This is a genomic window from Coralloluteibacterium stylophorae (assembly GCF_018122625.2).
Classification (GTDB): Bacteria; Pseudomonadota; Gammaproteobacteria; order Xanthomonadales; family Xanthomonadaceae; genus Coralloluteibacterium; species Coralloluteibacterium stylophorae.
Genome location: NZ_JAGQFT020000003.1, coordinates 166536 through 181846, shown reverse-complemented (window position 1 = coordinate 181846; position 15311 = coordinate 166536). Strand labels below are relative to the sequence as shown.

At 74.0% G+C, this 15311-nt stretch carries 15 protein-coding genes; 6 read left to right on the top strand and 9 right to left on the bottom strand.

Going from position 1 to position 15311, the window contains the following annotated elements; translation table 11 throughout:
* Window positions 1–18 precede the first annotated feature (18 nt).
* Both KB893_RS05630 and KB893_RS05625 read right to left on the bottom strand, forming a co-directional pair.
* Entirely contained in the window at window positions 19–657 is a 639-nt protein-coding gene (locus KB893_RS05630; RefSeq protein WP_338026861.1) for a response regulator, read from the bottom strand.
* Entirely contained in the window at window positions 654–2000 is a 1347-nt protein-coding gene (locus KB893_RS05625) for an ATP-binding protein (protein ID WP_213173536.1), read from the bottom strand. Before KB893_RS05625 ends, KB893_RS05630 begins: the two co-directional genes overlap by 4 nt.
* A gap of 251 nt (window positions 2001–2251) precedes the next feature.
* Here KB893_RS05625 and pqqA point away from each other — a divergent pair, with 251 nt between their 5' ends.
* The 6 genes from pqqA to KB893_RS18685 are packed head-to-tail and all read left to right on the top strand — an operon-like array spanning window position 2252 to window position 7437.
* Window positions 2252–2326, top strand: a complete 75-nt coding sequence (gene pqqA, locus KB893_RS18540; RefSeq protein WP_213173581.1) for a pyrroloquinoline quinone precursor peptide PqqA — start codon at window positions 2252–2254, stop codon at window positions 2324–2326.
* 7 nt (window positions 2327–2333) lie between these two features.
* On the top strand, window positions 2334–3323 hold the full coding sequence (gene pqqB / locus KB893_RS05615; RefSeq protein ID WP_246505437.1) for a pyrroloquinoline quinone biosynthesis protein PqqB: 990 nt from the start codon (window positions 2334–2336) through the stop codon (window positions 3321–3323).
* Window positions 3320–4033 (top strand): pyrroloquinoline-quinone synthase PqqC, encoded by a 714-nt coding sequence (gene pqqC / locus KB893_RS05610; protein ID WP_211927602.1) that lies wholly within the window; start codon window positions 3320–3322, stop codon window positions 4031–4033. The genes pqqB and pqqC overlap by 4 nt, the downstream gene beginning before the upstream one ends.
* Window positions 4030–4317 (top strand): pyrroloquinoline quinone biosynthesis peptide chaperone PqqD, encoded by a 288-nt coding sequence (pqqD, locus tag KB893_RS05605; protein WP_211927601.1) that lies wholly within the window; start codon window positions 4030–4032, stop codon window positions 4315–4317. Before pqqC ends, pqqD begins: the two co-directional genes overlap by 4 nt.
* The gene (gene pqqE / locus KB893_RS05600) at window positions 4314–5462 is read left to right on the top strand and encodes a pyrroloquinoline quinone biosynthesis protein PqqE (protein WP_211927600.1); all 1149 of its coding nucleotides are present in this window, start codon (window positions 4314–4316) and stop codon (window positions 5460–5462) included. The genes pqqD and pqqE overlap by 4 nt, the downstream gene beginning before the upstream one ends.
* 55 nt (window positions 5463–5517) lie before the next feature.
* Entirely contained in the window at window positions 5518–7437 is a 1920-nt protein-coding gene (locus KB893_RS18685; RefSeq protein WP_213173535.1) for a M13-type metalloendopeptidase, read from the top strand.
* Between the two features lie 25 nt (window positions 7438–7462).
* Here KB893_RS18685 and KB893_RS05590 read toward each other — a convergent pair whose 3' ends face one another.
* The 7 genes from KB893_RS05590 to cbbX all read right to left on the bottom strand — a co-directional run bounded on the left by KB893_RS05590 (window position 7463) and on the right by cbbX (window position 15311).
* Complete coding sequence (locus KB893_RS05590) at window positions 7463–8215, bottom strand: HAD-IA family hydrolase (protein ID WP_211927597.1); 753 nt, start codon at window positions 8213–8215, stop codon at window positions 7463–7465.
* 197 nt (window positions 8216–8412) lie between these two features.
* Window positions 8413–9450: a class II fructose-bisphosphate aldolase gene (fba, locus tag KB893_RS05585; RefSeq protein ID WP_211927596.1), complete on the bottom strand. Its 1038-nt coding sequence runs from the start codon at window positions 9448–9450 to the stop codon at window positions 8413–8415.
* 56 nt (window positions 9451–9506) lie between these two features.
* The gene (gph, locus tag KB893_RS05580) at window positions 9507–10199 is read right to left on the bottom strand and encodes a phosphoglycolate phosphatase (protein WP_213173534.1); all 693 of its coding nucleotides are present in this window, start codon (window positions 10197–10199) and stop codon (window positions 9507–9509) included.
* Window positions 10196–12259, bottom strand: a complete 2064-nt coding sequence (gene tkt / locus KB893_RS05575; protein ID WP_343215993.1) for a transketolase — start codon at window positions 12257–12259, stop codon at window positions 10196–10198. The genes gph and tkt overlap by 4 nt, the downstream gene beginning before the upstream one ends.
* Window positions 12260–12282: 23 nt before the next feature.
* Complete coding sequence (locus tag KB893_RS05570) at window positions 12283–13200, bottom strand: phosphoribulokinase (protein WP_211927038.1); 918 nt, start codon at window positions 13198–13200, stop codon at window positions 12283–12285.
* Window positions 13201–13232: 32 nt separating this feature from the next.
* Entirely contained in the window at window positions 13233–14312 is a 1080-nt protein-coding gene (locus KB893_RS05565) for a class 1 fructose-bisphosphatase (RefSeq protein ID WP_211927039.1), read from the bottom strand.
* Between the two features lie 30 nt (window positions 14313–14342).
* Complete coding sequence (gene cbbX, locus KB893_RS05560; RefSeq protein ID WP_211927040.1) at window positions 14343–15311, bottom strand: CbbX protein; 969 nt, start codon at window positions 15309–15311, stop codon at window positions 14343–14345.

Below are 15311 nucleotides of genomic sequence, written 5' to 3'. Positions count from 1 at the left end.
GGCAGGCGCAGGCAGCGCTCAGAGCGTGATCAGCCCGTTGCGCAGCGCGATCAGGGTCAGTTCCGCCTGGTTGGATGCGCCCAGCTTCTGCTTGATGTTGTAGAGGTGGGTGCCGACGGTGTTCGGCGAGAGCTTCAGGGTCTCGGCGATGGCGGCCACCGAGGCGCCGTGGGCGAGCTTGAGGAACACCGCGAACTCGCGCTCCGAGAGCGCCTCGACGGTGCCCGCGCCGCCGTGCTCGGCCAGCGCCAGACGGCGCGCGGTGGCGGCCTCCAGATAGCTGCCGCCGGCGGCGACGGTGCGCACCGCGTCGAGCAGTTCCTCCGGCGCGCTGCGCTTGCACAGGTAGCCGGCCGCGCCGGCGCGCAGGGCGCGTCGCGGGTGGACCACGTCCTCGTGCGCGGAGAGGACCAGCACCCGCACCGCCGGATCGCGCGCGCGCATCCGCGCCAGCGCCTCGATGCCGCCGATGCCGGCCATGGCGATGTCCATCACCACCACGTCCGCGCCGAGTTCGCCCTGCATCCGGTAGCCGGCCTCGCCGCTGTCGGCTTCGCCGACGATGACGATCTCCTCGGCCGCCTCGAGCAGCATGCGGAAGCCCATCCGCACCATCGCGTGGTCGTCGACCAGCAGCAGGCGCACCGACGCGCTCACGGCCGCGCCTGCAGCGGCAGCCGCGCACGCACGCGGACGCCTCGGTGGCCGGATTCGATCTCGACGCCGCCGCCCAGCGCCTCGGCGCGTTCGCGCATGCCGCGGATGCCGTAGTGGCCGGGGCGGTGCCAGTCCGCGGGGAGGCCGCGGCCGTCGTCGACGATCTCCACCAGCAGCGCCGCGTCCTCCACCGTCACCCGAAGCGCGATGCGCCGCGCGCCGGCATGGCGCAGCGCGTTGATCGCGGCCTCCTGGACGATGCGGTGCGCGGCCAGGGCGCGCTCCGCGGGCAGGTCCGCGGCGGAACCCTCCTCGACGCACAGCTCGAACACCGTCTCCGGGTACTGCTGCCGCCAGAGGGCGACCTGCTCGTCGAGCGCGTCGGCCAGGCTGGTGCCGTCGAAGTCGGTCGACTGCAGGCGCGGGATCAGCGCATGCACCGCGGCATGCAGGCCGGCGGCGCTGTCGGCGATCAGCTGCGCCCGGCGCGCCTGCTCCGGGTCGCCGCCGCGCCGGGCGAGGGCCAGCGACATGCTGCGGATCGCGGTGAGGCCCTGGCTGGTCTCGTCGTGCAGCTCGCGCGCGATCTGCCGGCGTTCGTCCTCCAGCCGCGCCTGCACGACCGTCGCCGTCTCGCGGCTCTGGCGCAGGCGCAGGGTGGCGGCGATGGCCTCCTCGCGCGCACCGAGGTTCTCCTGCACGGCCGCGCCCATGCGGTTGAAGGCGCGCGCGATCAGGTCGGCTTCCGCATTGCCGAACATCGGCAGGCGCGTTTCCCAGGCGCCGCGCTCGAATTGCTCCAGGCCCCCCACGATCTGTCGCAGCGGCGCGGTCGCGCGGCGCAGCAGCAGGACCATCAGCGCGATGCCGAGGGCGAGGAAGCCGGCGCCGACCGTGGCCAGCTCCACGGCCTGGTCCCAGCCGTCGAGGATGGAGCGGCTGGCGTCGGCGCTGACCTCGAGCACGCCGTCGGGCAGCAGGAAGCGCTCGTGCATCGCCTCGGGCATGACCAGGCGCGCGTACCAGGCCGGCGCGTCGCGGCCGGCCTTGTAGGGCGAGGGCGGCGAGGCGTAGAGGACTCCGCCGGAGGCGTCGAGCACGCGCGCCTCGGTCGAGCGGATGCGGCCTGCGGCTTCGAGGAAGCGCACCAGGTCGTCGATGTCGCGGCCCACCCGGGTGGCCGCCACCACGGTCTCCAGCAGCTGGGTGGCGATGCGGTTGCTGGCGCGGATCTCCTCGCCGACCGCGCGGCGGGTCTCGGCGACGTGCATCCACAGCACCACCATGATGAGCGCCGCGATCCACGCCGCGAACAGCAGGTTGACCTTGAGGTGCAGGCTCATGCGCCCGCGCCCCGGCGGCGCAGGTCGGGCGGGATCGGAAGCGGGGCGCGCGGCGGTGGGCATGCCGCAGCGATGCTAGCCGAGGCTCCGCGTGCGGCGTCGGTGCCGGCGCCGAATACAGAAAATCGTGAGCCCAGGTTGGTGATCCGGGCGAGGCGTGGGCGCAGGCGACGGGCGCAGAGTCGGGCGGCGCACCCCGTGCGCCGTCGCGGCCGCCCGGTCGCGCAACGCCGACAGCCAGGAGACAGCTCATGAAGTGGGAAACCCCGAAGGCCATCGATCGCCGCTTCGGCTTCGAGATCACGATGTACATCGCCAACCGCTGAGGCAGCGATGGGACGCCTCGACGACACCGCCCGCGGCGCGTCGACGCGTCCGCAGCCGGACCCGCAGCGTGCCACCACGCTGCGGGTCCGCGTCCTCGGCTCGGCCGCCGGCGGCGGCTTTCCGCAGTGGAACTGCAACTGCCGCACCTGCCGCGGCGTGCGCGACGGCAGCCTCCGCGCGACCGCGCGCACCCAGTCGTCGATCGCGCTCACCGGCGACGACGCGAACTGGCTCCTGTGCAACGCCTCGCCCGACATCCTCGCCCAGCTGCAGGCCAACCCGGTGCTGCAGCCGGCGCGTGCGCTGCGCGACACGGCGATCGCCGCGATCTGCCTCCTCGACGCCCAGGTCGACCACACCACCGGGCTGTACATGCTGCGCGAGCACCGCGCCCGCCACCGGGTCTGGACCACCGCGCCGGTGCGCGAGGACCTCACCCGCGGCAATCCGATCCTGCCGCTGCTCGAGCACTACTGCGGCGTGGACTGGCAGGAGATCGGCCTCGACGGCGCGACGTTCGCGATGCCGGAGATCCCCGGCCTGCGCTTCACCGCGCTGCCGCTGACCAGCAACGCGCCGCCGTACTCGCCGCACCGCGACGCGCCCGTGCCCGGCGACACCATCGGGCTGCTGGTCGAGGCCGAACGCAGCGGTCGGCGCCTGTTCTACGCACCAGGCCTGGGCGAGATGGAGCCTCACGTGTGGGCGGCGATGCGCGCCGCCGACTGCGTGCTGGTCGACGGCACCTGCTGGACCGACGACGAGATGGAGCGCCAGGGCGTCGGCCGCAAGCGCGCCCGCGCCATGGGCCACCTGCCGCAGTCGGGCCCCGGCGGCATGCTGGAGTGGCTGGCGAAGCTGCCGGCGTCGACCCGCAAGGTGCTGATCCACATCAACAACACCAACCCGATCCTGGACGAGGACGGTCCCGAGCGCGCCGCGCTCGCGGCGGCCGGCATCGAGGTCGCCCACGACGGCATGGAGATCGCGCTGTGAATGCAGCCCTCGCATCCACCACTGTCGCCGCCGGCTTCGAGGCGCGCCTGCGCGACGCCGGCCGCGCCTACCACATCCACCATCCGTTCAACCGCATGTTGAACGAGGGCCGCGCCAGCCGGGAGCAGATCCGCGGCTGGGTCGCGAACCGCTACTACTACCAGATCACCATCCCGCGGAAGGACGCGGCGATCCTCGCCAACTGTCCGGACCGCGAGCTCCGCCGGCAGTGGATGCAGCGCATCCTCGACCACGACGGTCACGGCGAGGACGCCGGCGGGATCGAGGCCTGGCTGCGGCTGGGCGAGGCGGTGGGGCTGGCGCGCGCGGAGATCGTCGACCTGCGCCACGTCATCCCCGGCCTGCGCTTCGCGGTCGACGCCTACCTCGACTTCGCCCGCCGCGCGCCCTGGCAGGAAGGCATGTGCTCCTCGCTGACCGAGCTGTTCGCGCCGAAGATTCACAAGGAGCGGCTGGCGACCTGGCCGCAGCACTACCCGTGGATCGAGAGCGACGGCCTGCAGTACTTCCGCAACCGCGTGTCGCAGGCGCGCATCGACGTCGACCTCGCCCTCGCCGTCACCCTCGGGCACTTCGTCACCGCCGAGCAGCAGGAGCGGGCGCTGTCGATCCTGCGCTTCAAGCTCGACATCCTGTGGACGATGAACGATGCGATGGCGCTGAAGTACGGCGTCGCGGAGGCGGCGTGAGCACGGCCGCCGCCAGCGTCTCCGCAGCCAGCGTGCCGAGCATCGGCCGCGGGTTCCGGCTGCAGTTCGAGCCGGTGCAGGACGCCCACGTGCTGCTGTATCCGGAGGGCATGGTCACGCTCAACCGCAGCGCCGGCGAGATCCTCGCCCGTTGCGACGGCAGCGCCACCGTCGCCGACATCGTCGCCGACCTCGAACGCAGCTTCGACGCGCAGGGGCTCGACGACGAGGTGCGGGCGTTCCTGGAGATCGCGCTGGCGCAGCGCTGGGTGGCGCTGGCATGAACGCGCAGCGCGCGCCGGCGCCGCACCCGGAGACCGGGCCGCCGTTCTGGCTGCTCGCGGAGCTGACCTACCAGTGCCCGCTGCACTGCGCCTTCTGCTACAACCCGGTCGACTTCGCCCGGGTCGAGGACGAACTGTCCACCGAGGACTGGCTGCGCGTGCTGCGCCAGGGCCGCGAGCTCGGCGCGGTGCAGTGCGGCTTCTCCGGCGGCGAGCCGCTGCAGCGCAGGGACCTGGAGACCCTGGTCGCCGAGGCCCACCGGCTGGGCTACTACACCAACCTCATCACCTCCGGCATCGGCCTCAACGAACGCCGCATCGCCGACCTCAAGGCCGCCGGGCTCGACCACATCCAGCTGTCGTTCCAGGACTCGACCCGCGAGGTCAACGACTTCCTGTCCTCGACCCGCACCTTCGACCTCAAGCGCAAGGCCGCCGCGCTGATCAAGCAGCACGGCTACGAGATGGTGCTCAACTGCGTCATCCACCGGCTCAACATCGACCACGTCGAGGCCATCATCGAGATGGCGGTGGCGATGGAGGCCGACTACCTCGAGCTCGCCAACACCCAGTACTACGCCTGGGCGCACGTCAACCGTGAGCACCTGCTGCCGACCCGCGAGCAGCTGGCGCGCGCCGAGGCGGTCACCGTGCGCTGGCGCGAGCGCCTGGAAGGCCGCACCAGGCTGATCTTCGTCGTCCCCGACTACTACGAGACGCGCCCCAAGAAGTGCATGAACGGCTGGGGCAACGTGTTCCTGACCATCGCCCCCGACGGCGCGGCACTGCCCTGCCACACCGCGCGCATGCTGCCCGGGCTCGCCTTCCCCAACGTGCGCGACCTGGACCTGCGTGCGATCTGGTACGACTCGGAAGGCTTCAACCGCTTCCGCGGCACCGACTGGATGCAGGAGCCCTGTCGCAGCTGCCCCGAGAAGGAGAAGGACCTCGGCGGCTGCCGCTGCCAGGCCTGGATGCTGGCGCAGGATCCGGCCGCGGCCGACCCGGTCTGCGCGAAGTCGCCGCGCCACGGCGAGCTGCGCGCGGTGGTCGAGCGCGCGCAGGCGCCGCAGGCGGGCGTGCCCGCCCAGCCGCTGGTGTTCCGTGGCCGCCGCGAATCGAAGGCGCTCGGCCGTCCGTTCTGAGGCGGACGCCGCGACCGCCTCCGGCCCGGCGCCGTTCGGGACGCCGGTGGCGCCGGTGCGGCTCGATCCCGCCGAGCTCGACCCAGGGCGCGACCCGGCCCGCGATCTCGACGCCCATGTCAACGCGCGCTGGCGCGAGGCGACCGTGCGCCCGGCCGACCGCGCCGCCTGGGACAGCTTCTCGATCCTGCAGGCGCACACCGAGCAGGTGCTGGCCGGGCTGGCGCAGGCGGCGTCGGAGGACCGGGACGCCGTCGGCGCGGCGCGGGCGGTCGGCAGGGTCTGGCGCGCCGGCCTCGACCTGGACGCGCGCGAACGCGCAGGCCTCGCGCCGCTGCGGCCGCGGCTCGAGGCGATTGCCGCGCTGCGCACGCCGGACGAGGTCGCGGCCTTCATCGACGACGCCCACGCGGCCGGCGAGGACCTGCTGTGGCGGCCCGCGGTGGCGCCCGACCCCGAGGCGCCGGCGCGGCCGCTGCTGGGCCTGCATCCGGCGCGGCTGACGCTGCCGGACCGCGACGACCTGCTCGATCCCGCTCGCCGCGGCCAGCGCCGGCGCCGCCTGGCACGGGCCCACCTGCGCGGACTGCTCCTGCGCGCCGGCCTCTGCCGCGACCAGGCCCGCGCGCAGGCGGCTGCGGCGCTGGACCTGGATGTCGCGCTCGCCGCGGCGCTGCCGTCGCCGCGTGAGCGCGACGTCGCCGCCTTCCATCAGCCGCTGTCGTGGACGGACGCCGCACGCCGCCTGGCGCCCTGGCGGCTCGCACCCTGCCTCGCCGCGGCCGGTGTCGCCCCGCCCGCGCGGCTGTCGCTGGCGGTGCCGGGCTTCCACGCGCGCGCCGCCGGCCTGCTGCGGGAGCGGCCGGTCGAGGCCTGGCGCGCATGGCTGCGCGCGCGGCTGCTGGACCTGCACGCCCGCCACCTCGACGCCGACCTGCGTGCGCGCTACCAGCGGTTCCACGGCCGCGCCCTGCGCGGGCGGGCGCGGCCGCCGGAGTGGCGGCAGGTTCTGGAGGATCTGGACCTCGACCTGGGCGACGCGCTGTCCGAGCTGTACGTGGCGCGCGCCGTGGACGGCGGCCTGCGGCCGCGGATGCAGGCCGTGTTCGACGGGTTGCGGACGGCCTTCCTGGCCCGCATCGACGCCGCCCGCTGGCTCGGCGAGCGCGGCCGTCGGCACGCCCGGGCGAAGATCGCCGGCATGCGCGCGGCGCTGGTGGCGCCGGAGTGCTGGCCCGACTGGCACGGGTTCGACACGGGGAACGACGGCTATGCCGGACTCCTCGCCGAGGCGCGGCGGCGCGCACGCACGCGCCTGCTGCAGCGCCTCGCGGCGGGTGTCGGCGCGGCCTGGGACATGCCCGCGCACCGGGTCAACGCACGCTACGACCCGGCGCGCAACCGCATCGTCGTCCCTGCGGCGCTGCTGCAGCCGCCCTTCCTCGACGGCGTCGATCCGGCCGCGCTGTACGGCGGCATCGGTGCGGTGATGGCGCACGAGATGACCCATGCGCTCGACGACCAGGGGCGCCGCTTCGATGCCGCCGGCCGGCTCGCCGAAGACGCCTGGGACGCCTCCGACCGCGCGGCGTTCGATGCGCGGCTCGCGGCGCTGCGGGCGGCGTTCGAGGGCCGCGGGCTCGGCGACGGGCTGCGCCTGGATGGCGCCCTGATCGCTGGCGAACTCGTCGCCGATTTCGGCGGCCTCGCCATCGCCCACGACGCCCTCCGCGCCGTCCTGCGCGCAGGCGGCGCCGGCGATGCGGAGCGCGCCGCCGCCGACCGCCGCTTCTTCATCGCCTGGGCCGTGCTCTGGCGGCAGTGCCTCAGCGTCGAGGAGCGGCGCCTGCGTGCGAGCGTGGACCCGCATCCCCCGGCCGCGCTGCGCGCCGACGCGCCTGCGCGCGCGCTGCCTGCGTTCGCCGCCGCCTTCGGTGGCGATGCGGGAACCGGCGCCGGCCTCGGCGTGTGGTGAGGCAGCGCCCGGCGCGCCGCCGTGCTCAGTGCAGCAGGAAGGCGCCGTCGGGGCGCGCGGCGGCGTGCCAGCGGCGCAGTTCGTCCAGGCCGACGCAGGGCGCGCCCGCGCCGTCGCCGAGCGCATCGACGACCGCCAGCGCGCCTTCGAAGACGTGGTCGTGCGTGTAGGGATTGCGGGTGACGACCGTCGGCACGCCCGCCGCGCGCGCCGCGGCCAGGCCCGGCCCGGAATCCTCCAGCGCCAGGCACTGCCCGGCCGCCAGGCCGAGCGCGCGCAGCACGCAGGCATAGACGCCCGGATCGGGCTTCTTCGCCGGCGCGTCCTCGCCGCAGGCGATCGCCGCGAACCAGTCCACGGCCTGCGGCCCGAGGGTGTGCGCCAGCAGCGCCTCGACATTGGCGCGCGAGGTGGTGGTGGCGATCGCCAGCCGCAGGCCGGCGGTCCGCGCCTCCTCGACCAGGCGCGCGATGCCCGGCCGCAGGGCCACGCATCCGCGCGCGACCAGCTCGACGTAGTGCCGGGTCTTGGCCGCGTGCAGCTGGCGCGCGACGTCCTCGCGCGCGGCGCCATCCAGGAGGTCGTCCGGCAGGATCCGCCGCATCCAGTGCAGCAGGCGCTCGCGCCCGCCCGCCACCCGCAGCAGCTCGCCGTACAGCACCTCGTCCCAGCGCCAGTCGAGCCCCGCCTCGCGGAAGGCCAGGTTGAAGGCCACGCGATGGCCGTCGCGCTCGGTGTCGGCGAAGGTGCCGTCGATGTCGAAGATGAGGGCGTGCATGGGTGGGGTGGGGCGGGAATCGGGAAGCGGGAATCGGGAAGTGGACCTGGGACCTGGCTCGACTTCGGGGCTCTGGGCGGGGGCGTGGCCTCGGGTTGGGTGGCCTGCGTCCCGTGCCCGCCTGGGGCGTCCACGTCGCAGGCCCTCGCACCGCACCCGTTTTCGCTTCCCGATCCCCCTCCCCGTCCGTCCGCCCACTACCCATACCTGCCCGCCATCGCCTCCATCGGCACCGGCCGGATCGAGGCGGCGCGGCCGGCGCTGCCGAAGGCCTCGAACCGCGCTTCGCACACCGAGCGGGCCGCGGCGGTGGCGGCCTTCAGCGCCTTGCGCGGGTCGAAGTCGGCGCGGTCGGTGGCGAGGCTGCGGCGCATGGCGGCGGTCATCGCCAGGCGGATGTCGGTGTCGATGTTGACCTTGCGCACGCCGTTGGCGATGCCGCGCCGGATCTCCTCGACCGGCACCCCATAGGTCTCGGGGATCTCGCCGCCGTACTCGCGGATCACCGCCAGCCATTCCTGCGGCACCGAGCTGGAGCCGTGCATGACCAGGTGGGTGTCGGGGATGACGGCGTGGATCGCACGGATGCGGTCGATGTCGAGGATGTCGCCGGTCGGCTCGCGGCTGAACTTGTAGGCGCCGTGCGAGGTGCCGATGGCGATGGCCAGGGCGTCGACGCCGGTGCGCTCGACGAAGTCCTTCGCCTGCCGCGGGTCGGTCAGCAGCATCTCGTGCGACAGCGCGCCGGCAGCGCCCACGCCGTCCTCCTCGCCCGCCTGCCCGGTCTCCAGCGAGCCCAGGCAGCCCAGCTCGCCCTCGACCGAGACGCCGACCGCATGCGCCATGTCGACCACGCGGCGGGTGACCCAGACGTTGTAGTCGTAGCTCGCCGGGGTCTTCTGGTCGGGCTCCAGCGAGCCGTCCATCATCACCGAACTGAAGCCGGAGCGGATCGACTGCTGGCAGACGGCGGGCGAGGCGCCGTGGTCCTGGTGCAGCACCACCGGAATCTGCGGGTGCGACTCGACCGCCGCCAGCACCATGTGCCGCAGGTAGGGCTCGCCGGCGTACTTCCGCGCGCCGGCGGAGGCCTGCAGGATCACCGGGCTGTCGAGCGCCTCGGCACCCTGCATGATCGCGTGGATCTGCTCGAGGTTGTTGACGTTGAAGGCGGGTACGCCGTAGCCGTGCTCGGCGGCGTGGTCGAGGAGCTGGCGGAGCGAGATCAGGGCCACGATGCGGGGTCTCCAGGTGGGTGCCTCGGGTCGCGCCGCGGGGTGCGGGTCGGCGCTCAGGTGGGCATGGCCGCGGCCACCGGCCGCGCATCGATCCACGCGGGCAGGGCGGCGAGGGTGTCGATCAGGGGCGTGCCGAGCGTCTCGGGCGCGCGGCCCTCGTTGTAGCCGTGGGTGACGCAGACGATGTCGCAGCCGGCGGCGCGCGCGGCCTCGGCGTCGTTGACCGAATCGCCCACCATCAGCGTGCGCGCCGGCGTGGTGCCCAGCTCGCGGCAGGCGAACTGCAGCGGCTCCGGACGCGGCTTGCGCTGCGGCAGGCGGTCGCCGCCGACCACGACATCGGCGTAGTCCGCGATCCGGTGCTGCGCGAGCGCGGTCTCCACGAAGCGCTGGTACTTGTTGGTGACGATGCCGATCGCGTAGCCGCGCGCGGCCAGCGTCGCCAGGCAGTCGCGGGCGCCCTCGAACAGCACGCCGCGTTCGCCGATGTGCGCGGCGTAGGCCTGCATGTAGCCGGCGAGCACGCGCTCGGCCAGCGCCGGGTCGCCGCCGCGCCCCTGCGCCGCGAGCGCGCGCTCGACCAGCACCGGCGTGCCCTTGCCGATGAAGCTCACGATGCGGTCGCTGGCGAGGGCGTCGAGGCCGTTGGCGACGAGGCTGGCGTTGATCGCGTTCACGATGTCGGGGGCGCTGTGCAGGAGGGTGCCGTCGAGGTCGAAGAGGACGGCGTCGTAGGGGCGGGTCATGGGTGCGCGGGAGCGGCCTCGGGGCGGGTGAGTCTGCGCGCCGCGGCGGCAACGTCGCGTGCGGTCAGGCCGAAGGCCTCGAACAGCGCCTCGGCCGGTCCCGAGGCGCCGAAGCGGTCGATGCCGAGCACCTGTCCGCCCGCGCCCGCCAGCCGCCACCAGCCGCCGGTCGCACCGGCCTCGACCACCAGCCGCGGCACGCCCGGCGGCAGCACCGCGGCGCGCCAGGCCTGCGGCTGCGCGTCGAACAGCTCCACGCAGGGCATCGAGACCACGCGCACGGCCAGGCCCTCGGCAGCCAGGGCATCGCGCGCCGCCATGGCCAGGGCCACTTCGGAGCCGGTGGCGACGATCGCCACCTCCGGCCGGTCGCCCGCGGCCTCGGCCAGCACGTAGCCGCCGCGCGCGATCGCGGCCAGCTGGCCGGCGTCGCGCGCCTGCGCCGGCAGGGTCTGCCGCGACAGCACCAGGCAGCTCGGGCCGTCGGCGCGGCGCACCGCGGCGCCCCAGGCGGCGAGCGTCTCCACCGCGTCGCAGGGGCGGTGCACGTGCACGCCGGGGACGAGGCGCAGGCTGGCCAGGTGTTCCACCGGCTGGTGCGTCGGCCCGTCCTCGCCCAGGCCGATCGAATCGTGGGTGAGCACGAACACGCTGCGCACGCCCATCAGCGCGGCCATGCGGATGGCGTTGCGGCTGTAGTCGGAGAAGGTCAGGAAGGTGCCGCCGTAGGGCAGGTGGCCGCCGTGCAGGGCGAGGCCGTTCAGCACCGCGCCCATGCCGAACTCGCGCACGCCGTAGTTCACGTGGCGTCCGGCCTCGGCGAAGCCGCGGCGCACCGGGCGCACGCCGCTGAACGCGGTGAGGTTGGAGCCGGTGAGGTCGGCCGAGCCGCCGAGCAGTTCCGGCAGGCGCGGCGCGATCAGGTCCAGCGCCTGCTGCGAGGCCTTGCGCGAGGCGACCGCCGGCGCCTCGGCCTGCAGCGCCGTCAGCGCCGCGGCGAACCAGGTGTCGAACCCGGCCGGCAGTGCGCCGCGGCTGCGGCGGGCGAACTCGGCGGCGGCCTCCGGATACGCCGCGGCGTAGGCGTCCATCCGCGCCTGCCAGGCGGCGCGGCGGGCGGCGCCGAGGTCGCCCGCGTTCCAGTCGCGGTAGCTCGACTCCGGCACCTCGAACGGCGCCGCGGTCCAGCCCAGCGCGCTGCGCATCGCCTGCAGCGTCTCCGCGCCCAGCGGCGCGCCGTGCACGTCGTGGCCGCCGGCCTTGCCCGGGGCGCCGTGGCCGATCTCGGTGCGGCAGCAGATGAGGCTCGGCGCGTCGCCGCGCGCCTTCGCCGCGGCGATCGCGCGGTCGACCGCATCCACGTCGTGGCCGTCGACGTCGGCGACCACGTGCCAGCCGTAGGCGGCGAAGCGTCGCGGCGTGTCGTCGGCGAACCAGGGGCCGACCTCGCCATCGATGGAGATGCCGTTGTCGTCGTACAGGCAGATCAGCTTGCCGAGGCCGAGCGCGCCGGCCAGCGAGCAGGCCTCGTGGCTGATGCCCTCCATGAGGCAGCCGTCGCCGAGGAACACGTAGGTGTGGTGGTCCACGATCACGTGGCCGTCGCGGTTGAACTCGCGCGCCAGCAGCGCCTCGCCCAGCGCCATGCCCACCGCATTGCCCAGGCCCTGGCCGAGCGGCCCGGTGGTGGTCTCCACCCCCGGGGTATGGCCGACCTCGGGATGGCCGGGCGTGCGGCTGCCGAGCTGGCGGAAGCGGCGCAGTTCGTCCAGCGGCAGGTCGTAGCCGCTCAGGTGCAGCAGGGCGTAGAGCAGCATCGAGGCGTGCCCGTTGGAGAGCACGAAGCGGTCGCGGTCCGGCCAGTCCGGCGCGGCGGGGTCGTGGCGCAGGTGGCGGTGCCACAGCGCCACCGCCATCTCGGCCATGCCCAGCGGCGCGCCGGGATGACCGGAATTGGCCGCCTGCACCGCGTCGGCGGCGAGGAAGCGCAGGACGTCGGCGCGGCGGTCGCGCGCGGGAACGGTGCGCGGGGCGGCGGGCAGGGGCGTGGTCGCGTTCACTTGGAGCTCCGGCGGCGGGCGGATCAGGCGGCGGTGGCGGCGACCGGGGACAGCCCGGTGACGCGCGGCGTGGCGCGCCGCTTGCGGTCCATGAGCTGCAGGATCATCGGCGTGAAGATCAGCTCCATCGCCAGGCCCATCTTTCCGCCCGGCGCGACGATGGTGTTGGGGCGGCTCATGAAGCTGTCGCGCAGCATCGCCAGCAGGTAGGGGAAGTCGATGCCGCTGGCGCGCGCGAAGCGGATCACCACGAAGCTCTCGTCCGCGGTCGGGATGTCGCGGGCGATGAAGGGATTGGACGTATCCACCGTCGGCACCCGCTGGAAGTTGACGTGGGTGCGCGAGAACTGCGGGACGATGTGGGTCACGTAGTCCGGCATCCGGCGCAGGATGGTGTCGACCACCGCCTCCTGCGAATAGCCGCGCATGCGCTGGTCGCGGTGCAGCTTCTGGATCCATTCGAGGTTGATGATCGGGACCACGCCCACGCGCAGGTCGGCGTGGCGGGCGACGTCGATCTCGCCGTCGGTGACCGCGCCGTGCAGGCCCTCGTAGAACAGCAGGTCGGAGCCCGGCCGCAGATCCGTCCATGCGGTGAAGGTGCCCGGCGGCTGTGCGAACGGCGCGGCCTCGGCCTCGTCGTGCAGGTACCTGCGCACGCGTCCGCCGCCGGTCTCGCCGTAGTCGCGGAACAGCGCCTCCAGCTCGGCGAAGAGGTTGTTCTCCGGGCCGAAGTGGCTGAAGGTGCGGTCGCCGTCGGCCTCGGCCTGGCGCAGCTTCTCGCGCATGGCGGCGCGGTCGAACCGGTGGAAGGCGTCGCCTTCCACCAGGGCGGCGTCGATGCCCTCGCGGCGGAAGATGTGCTGGAAGCTCTGCATCACCGTGGTGGTGCCGGCGCCGGAGGAGCCGGTGACGGCGATGACCGGATGCTGGACGGACATGACGCTCTCCCGGAGCGGGTGGGGCGCGGCGCTCAGGCCTGGGCTTCGGGCCGGAACAGCGAGCGCGCGTTGAACAGCGGGGAGACGAAGGGCAGGTCGGCGCCCTCGTCGTGGTCGCGGTGGTAGTCCTCGATGCGGGCGACCTCCTCGCGCGAACCGAGGATCACCGGGATGCGCTGGTGCAGCGTTCCGGGAACGACCTCGAGCAGGCGCTCGCGTCCGGTGGAGGCCATGCCGCCGGCCTGCTCGACCACCATCGCCATGGGGCTGGCCTCGTAGAGCAGGCGCAGGCGGCCGGGGCGCGCCGGGTCCCTGCTGTCGCGCGGATACATGAAGACGCCGCCGCGCATCAGGATGCGGTGCACCTCGGCGACCATCGAGGCGATCCAGCGCATGTTGAAGTCGCGCCCGCGCACGCCGCTGGCCCCGGCCTTGCATTCGGCCACGTAGCGCAGCACCGGCGGTTCCCAGAAGCGCTCGTTGGAGGTGTTGATGGCGAACTCGGAGGTCTGCTCCGGGATCCGCAGGTGCGGGTGGGTGAGGATGAAGTTGCCGATCTCGCGGTCGAGGGTGAAGCCGTGGGTGCCGGCGCCCACGGTCAGCACCAGCACGGTGGACGGTCCGTAGATCGCGTAGCCGGCGGCCACCTGGCGCACGCCCGGCTGCAGGAAGTCGGCCTCCTCCGGTGGCGCGTCGCGTCCGTGGCGCAGCACCGAGAAGATGGTGCCCACCGCCACGTTGAGGTCGATGTTGCCGGAGCCGTCGAGCGGGTCGAACGCCAGCAGGTGGCGGCCGCGGCGCATCGGCCCGGGAACCGCGCGCACGCGTTCCATCTCCTCCGAGGCGGTGCCGGCGAGATGCCCGCCCCATTCGCAGTACTGCAGCACGGTGTCGTTGGTGACCACGTCCAGCGCCTTCTGCGTCTCGCCCTGCACGTTGCGGCTGTCGAGTTCGCCGAGCTGGCCGCCGAGCTCGCCCTTGCGCAGCAGCGCGGAGATCGCCTTGATGCTGGCGCCGACGTCGATGAGCAGGGCGGCGAGGTCGCTGCCCCCGGGCGTCGCGTGGAGCTGCTCGATGACGAACTTCGACAGCGTGGTGCGTCCGTAGAGCATGGCGGTGCCTCCGGTGGGAGCGCTGCGGGGTCAGTCGGCTGCGGCGCCGGGCGCCGCGTCGCCGGCGGCGTCGGCCAGGACGCGGCTGGCGCGGATGTCGTCGGCGGCGATGCGGGTGAGGGCGTCGCGGTCGGGATCGGGCGCGCCCGCGAGCGCGTCTTCGAACAGGCGCGTCGCCTGGCGCAGGCGCGCCCGGTCGAGCGCGTTGCGGATCGAGCGGGCGTTGGCGAAGTGCGGCTGGCGCCTGCGGCGCGCGACGTACTCGCGCATCGCCGCCTCGGCGTCGGCGTCGAGGCGGTAGTCCATGCGCCGGGCGAGCAGGCGCGCGATCGCCAGCAGCTCGTCCTCGCCGTAGTCGGGGAAGTCGATGTGGTGGGCGACGCGCGAGGCCATTCCGGGATTGCTGCGGAAGAAGGTGTCCATGCGTCCGGCGTAGCCGGCGAGGATCACCACCAGGTCGTCGCGCTGGTTCTCCATCACCTGCAGCAGGATCTCGATCGCCTCCTGGCCGTAGTCGCGCTCGTTCTCCGGCCGGTACAGGTAGTAGGCCTCGTCGATGAACAGCACGCCGCCCATCGCCTTGCGCAGTACTTCGCGGGTCTTCGGCGCGGTGTGGCCGATGTACTGGCCGACGAGGTCGTCGCGGGTCACCGAGACCAGCTGGTCGCGGCGCACGTAGCCGAGCCGGTGCAGGATCTCGGCCATGCGCAGCGCCACCGTCGTCTTGCCGGTGCCCGGGTTGCCGGTGAAGCACATGTGCAGGCTCGGCGCGGTGGTGCCGAGCCCGTGCGCGCGGCGCGCGGTGTCGACCAGCAGCAGGGCGGCGATGTCGCGGATGCGCTGCTTGACCGGCGCAAGCCCGACCAGCTCGCGGTCGAGGGTGTCGAGCACCGCCCCGATTCCGCTTTCGCGGAACAGGTGGGCGAGGTCCGCGACCGCCGGCTGCGCGTCCGCGGACGCCGCCGGCGGCGCCGGTTCGGGGGCGAGGGAGGCGTTCAT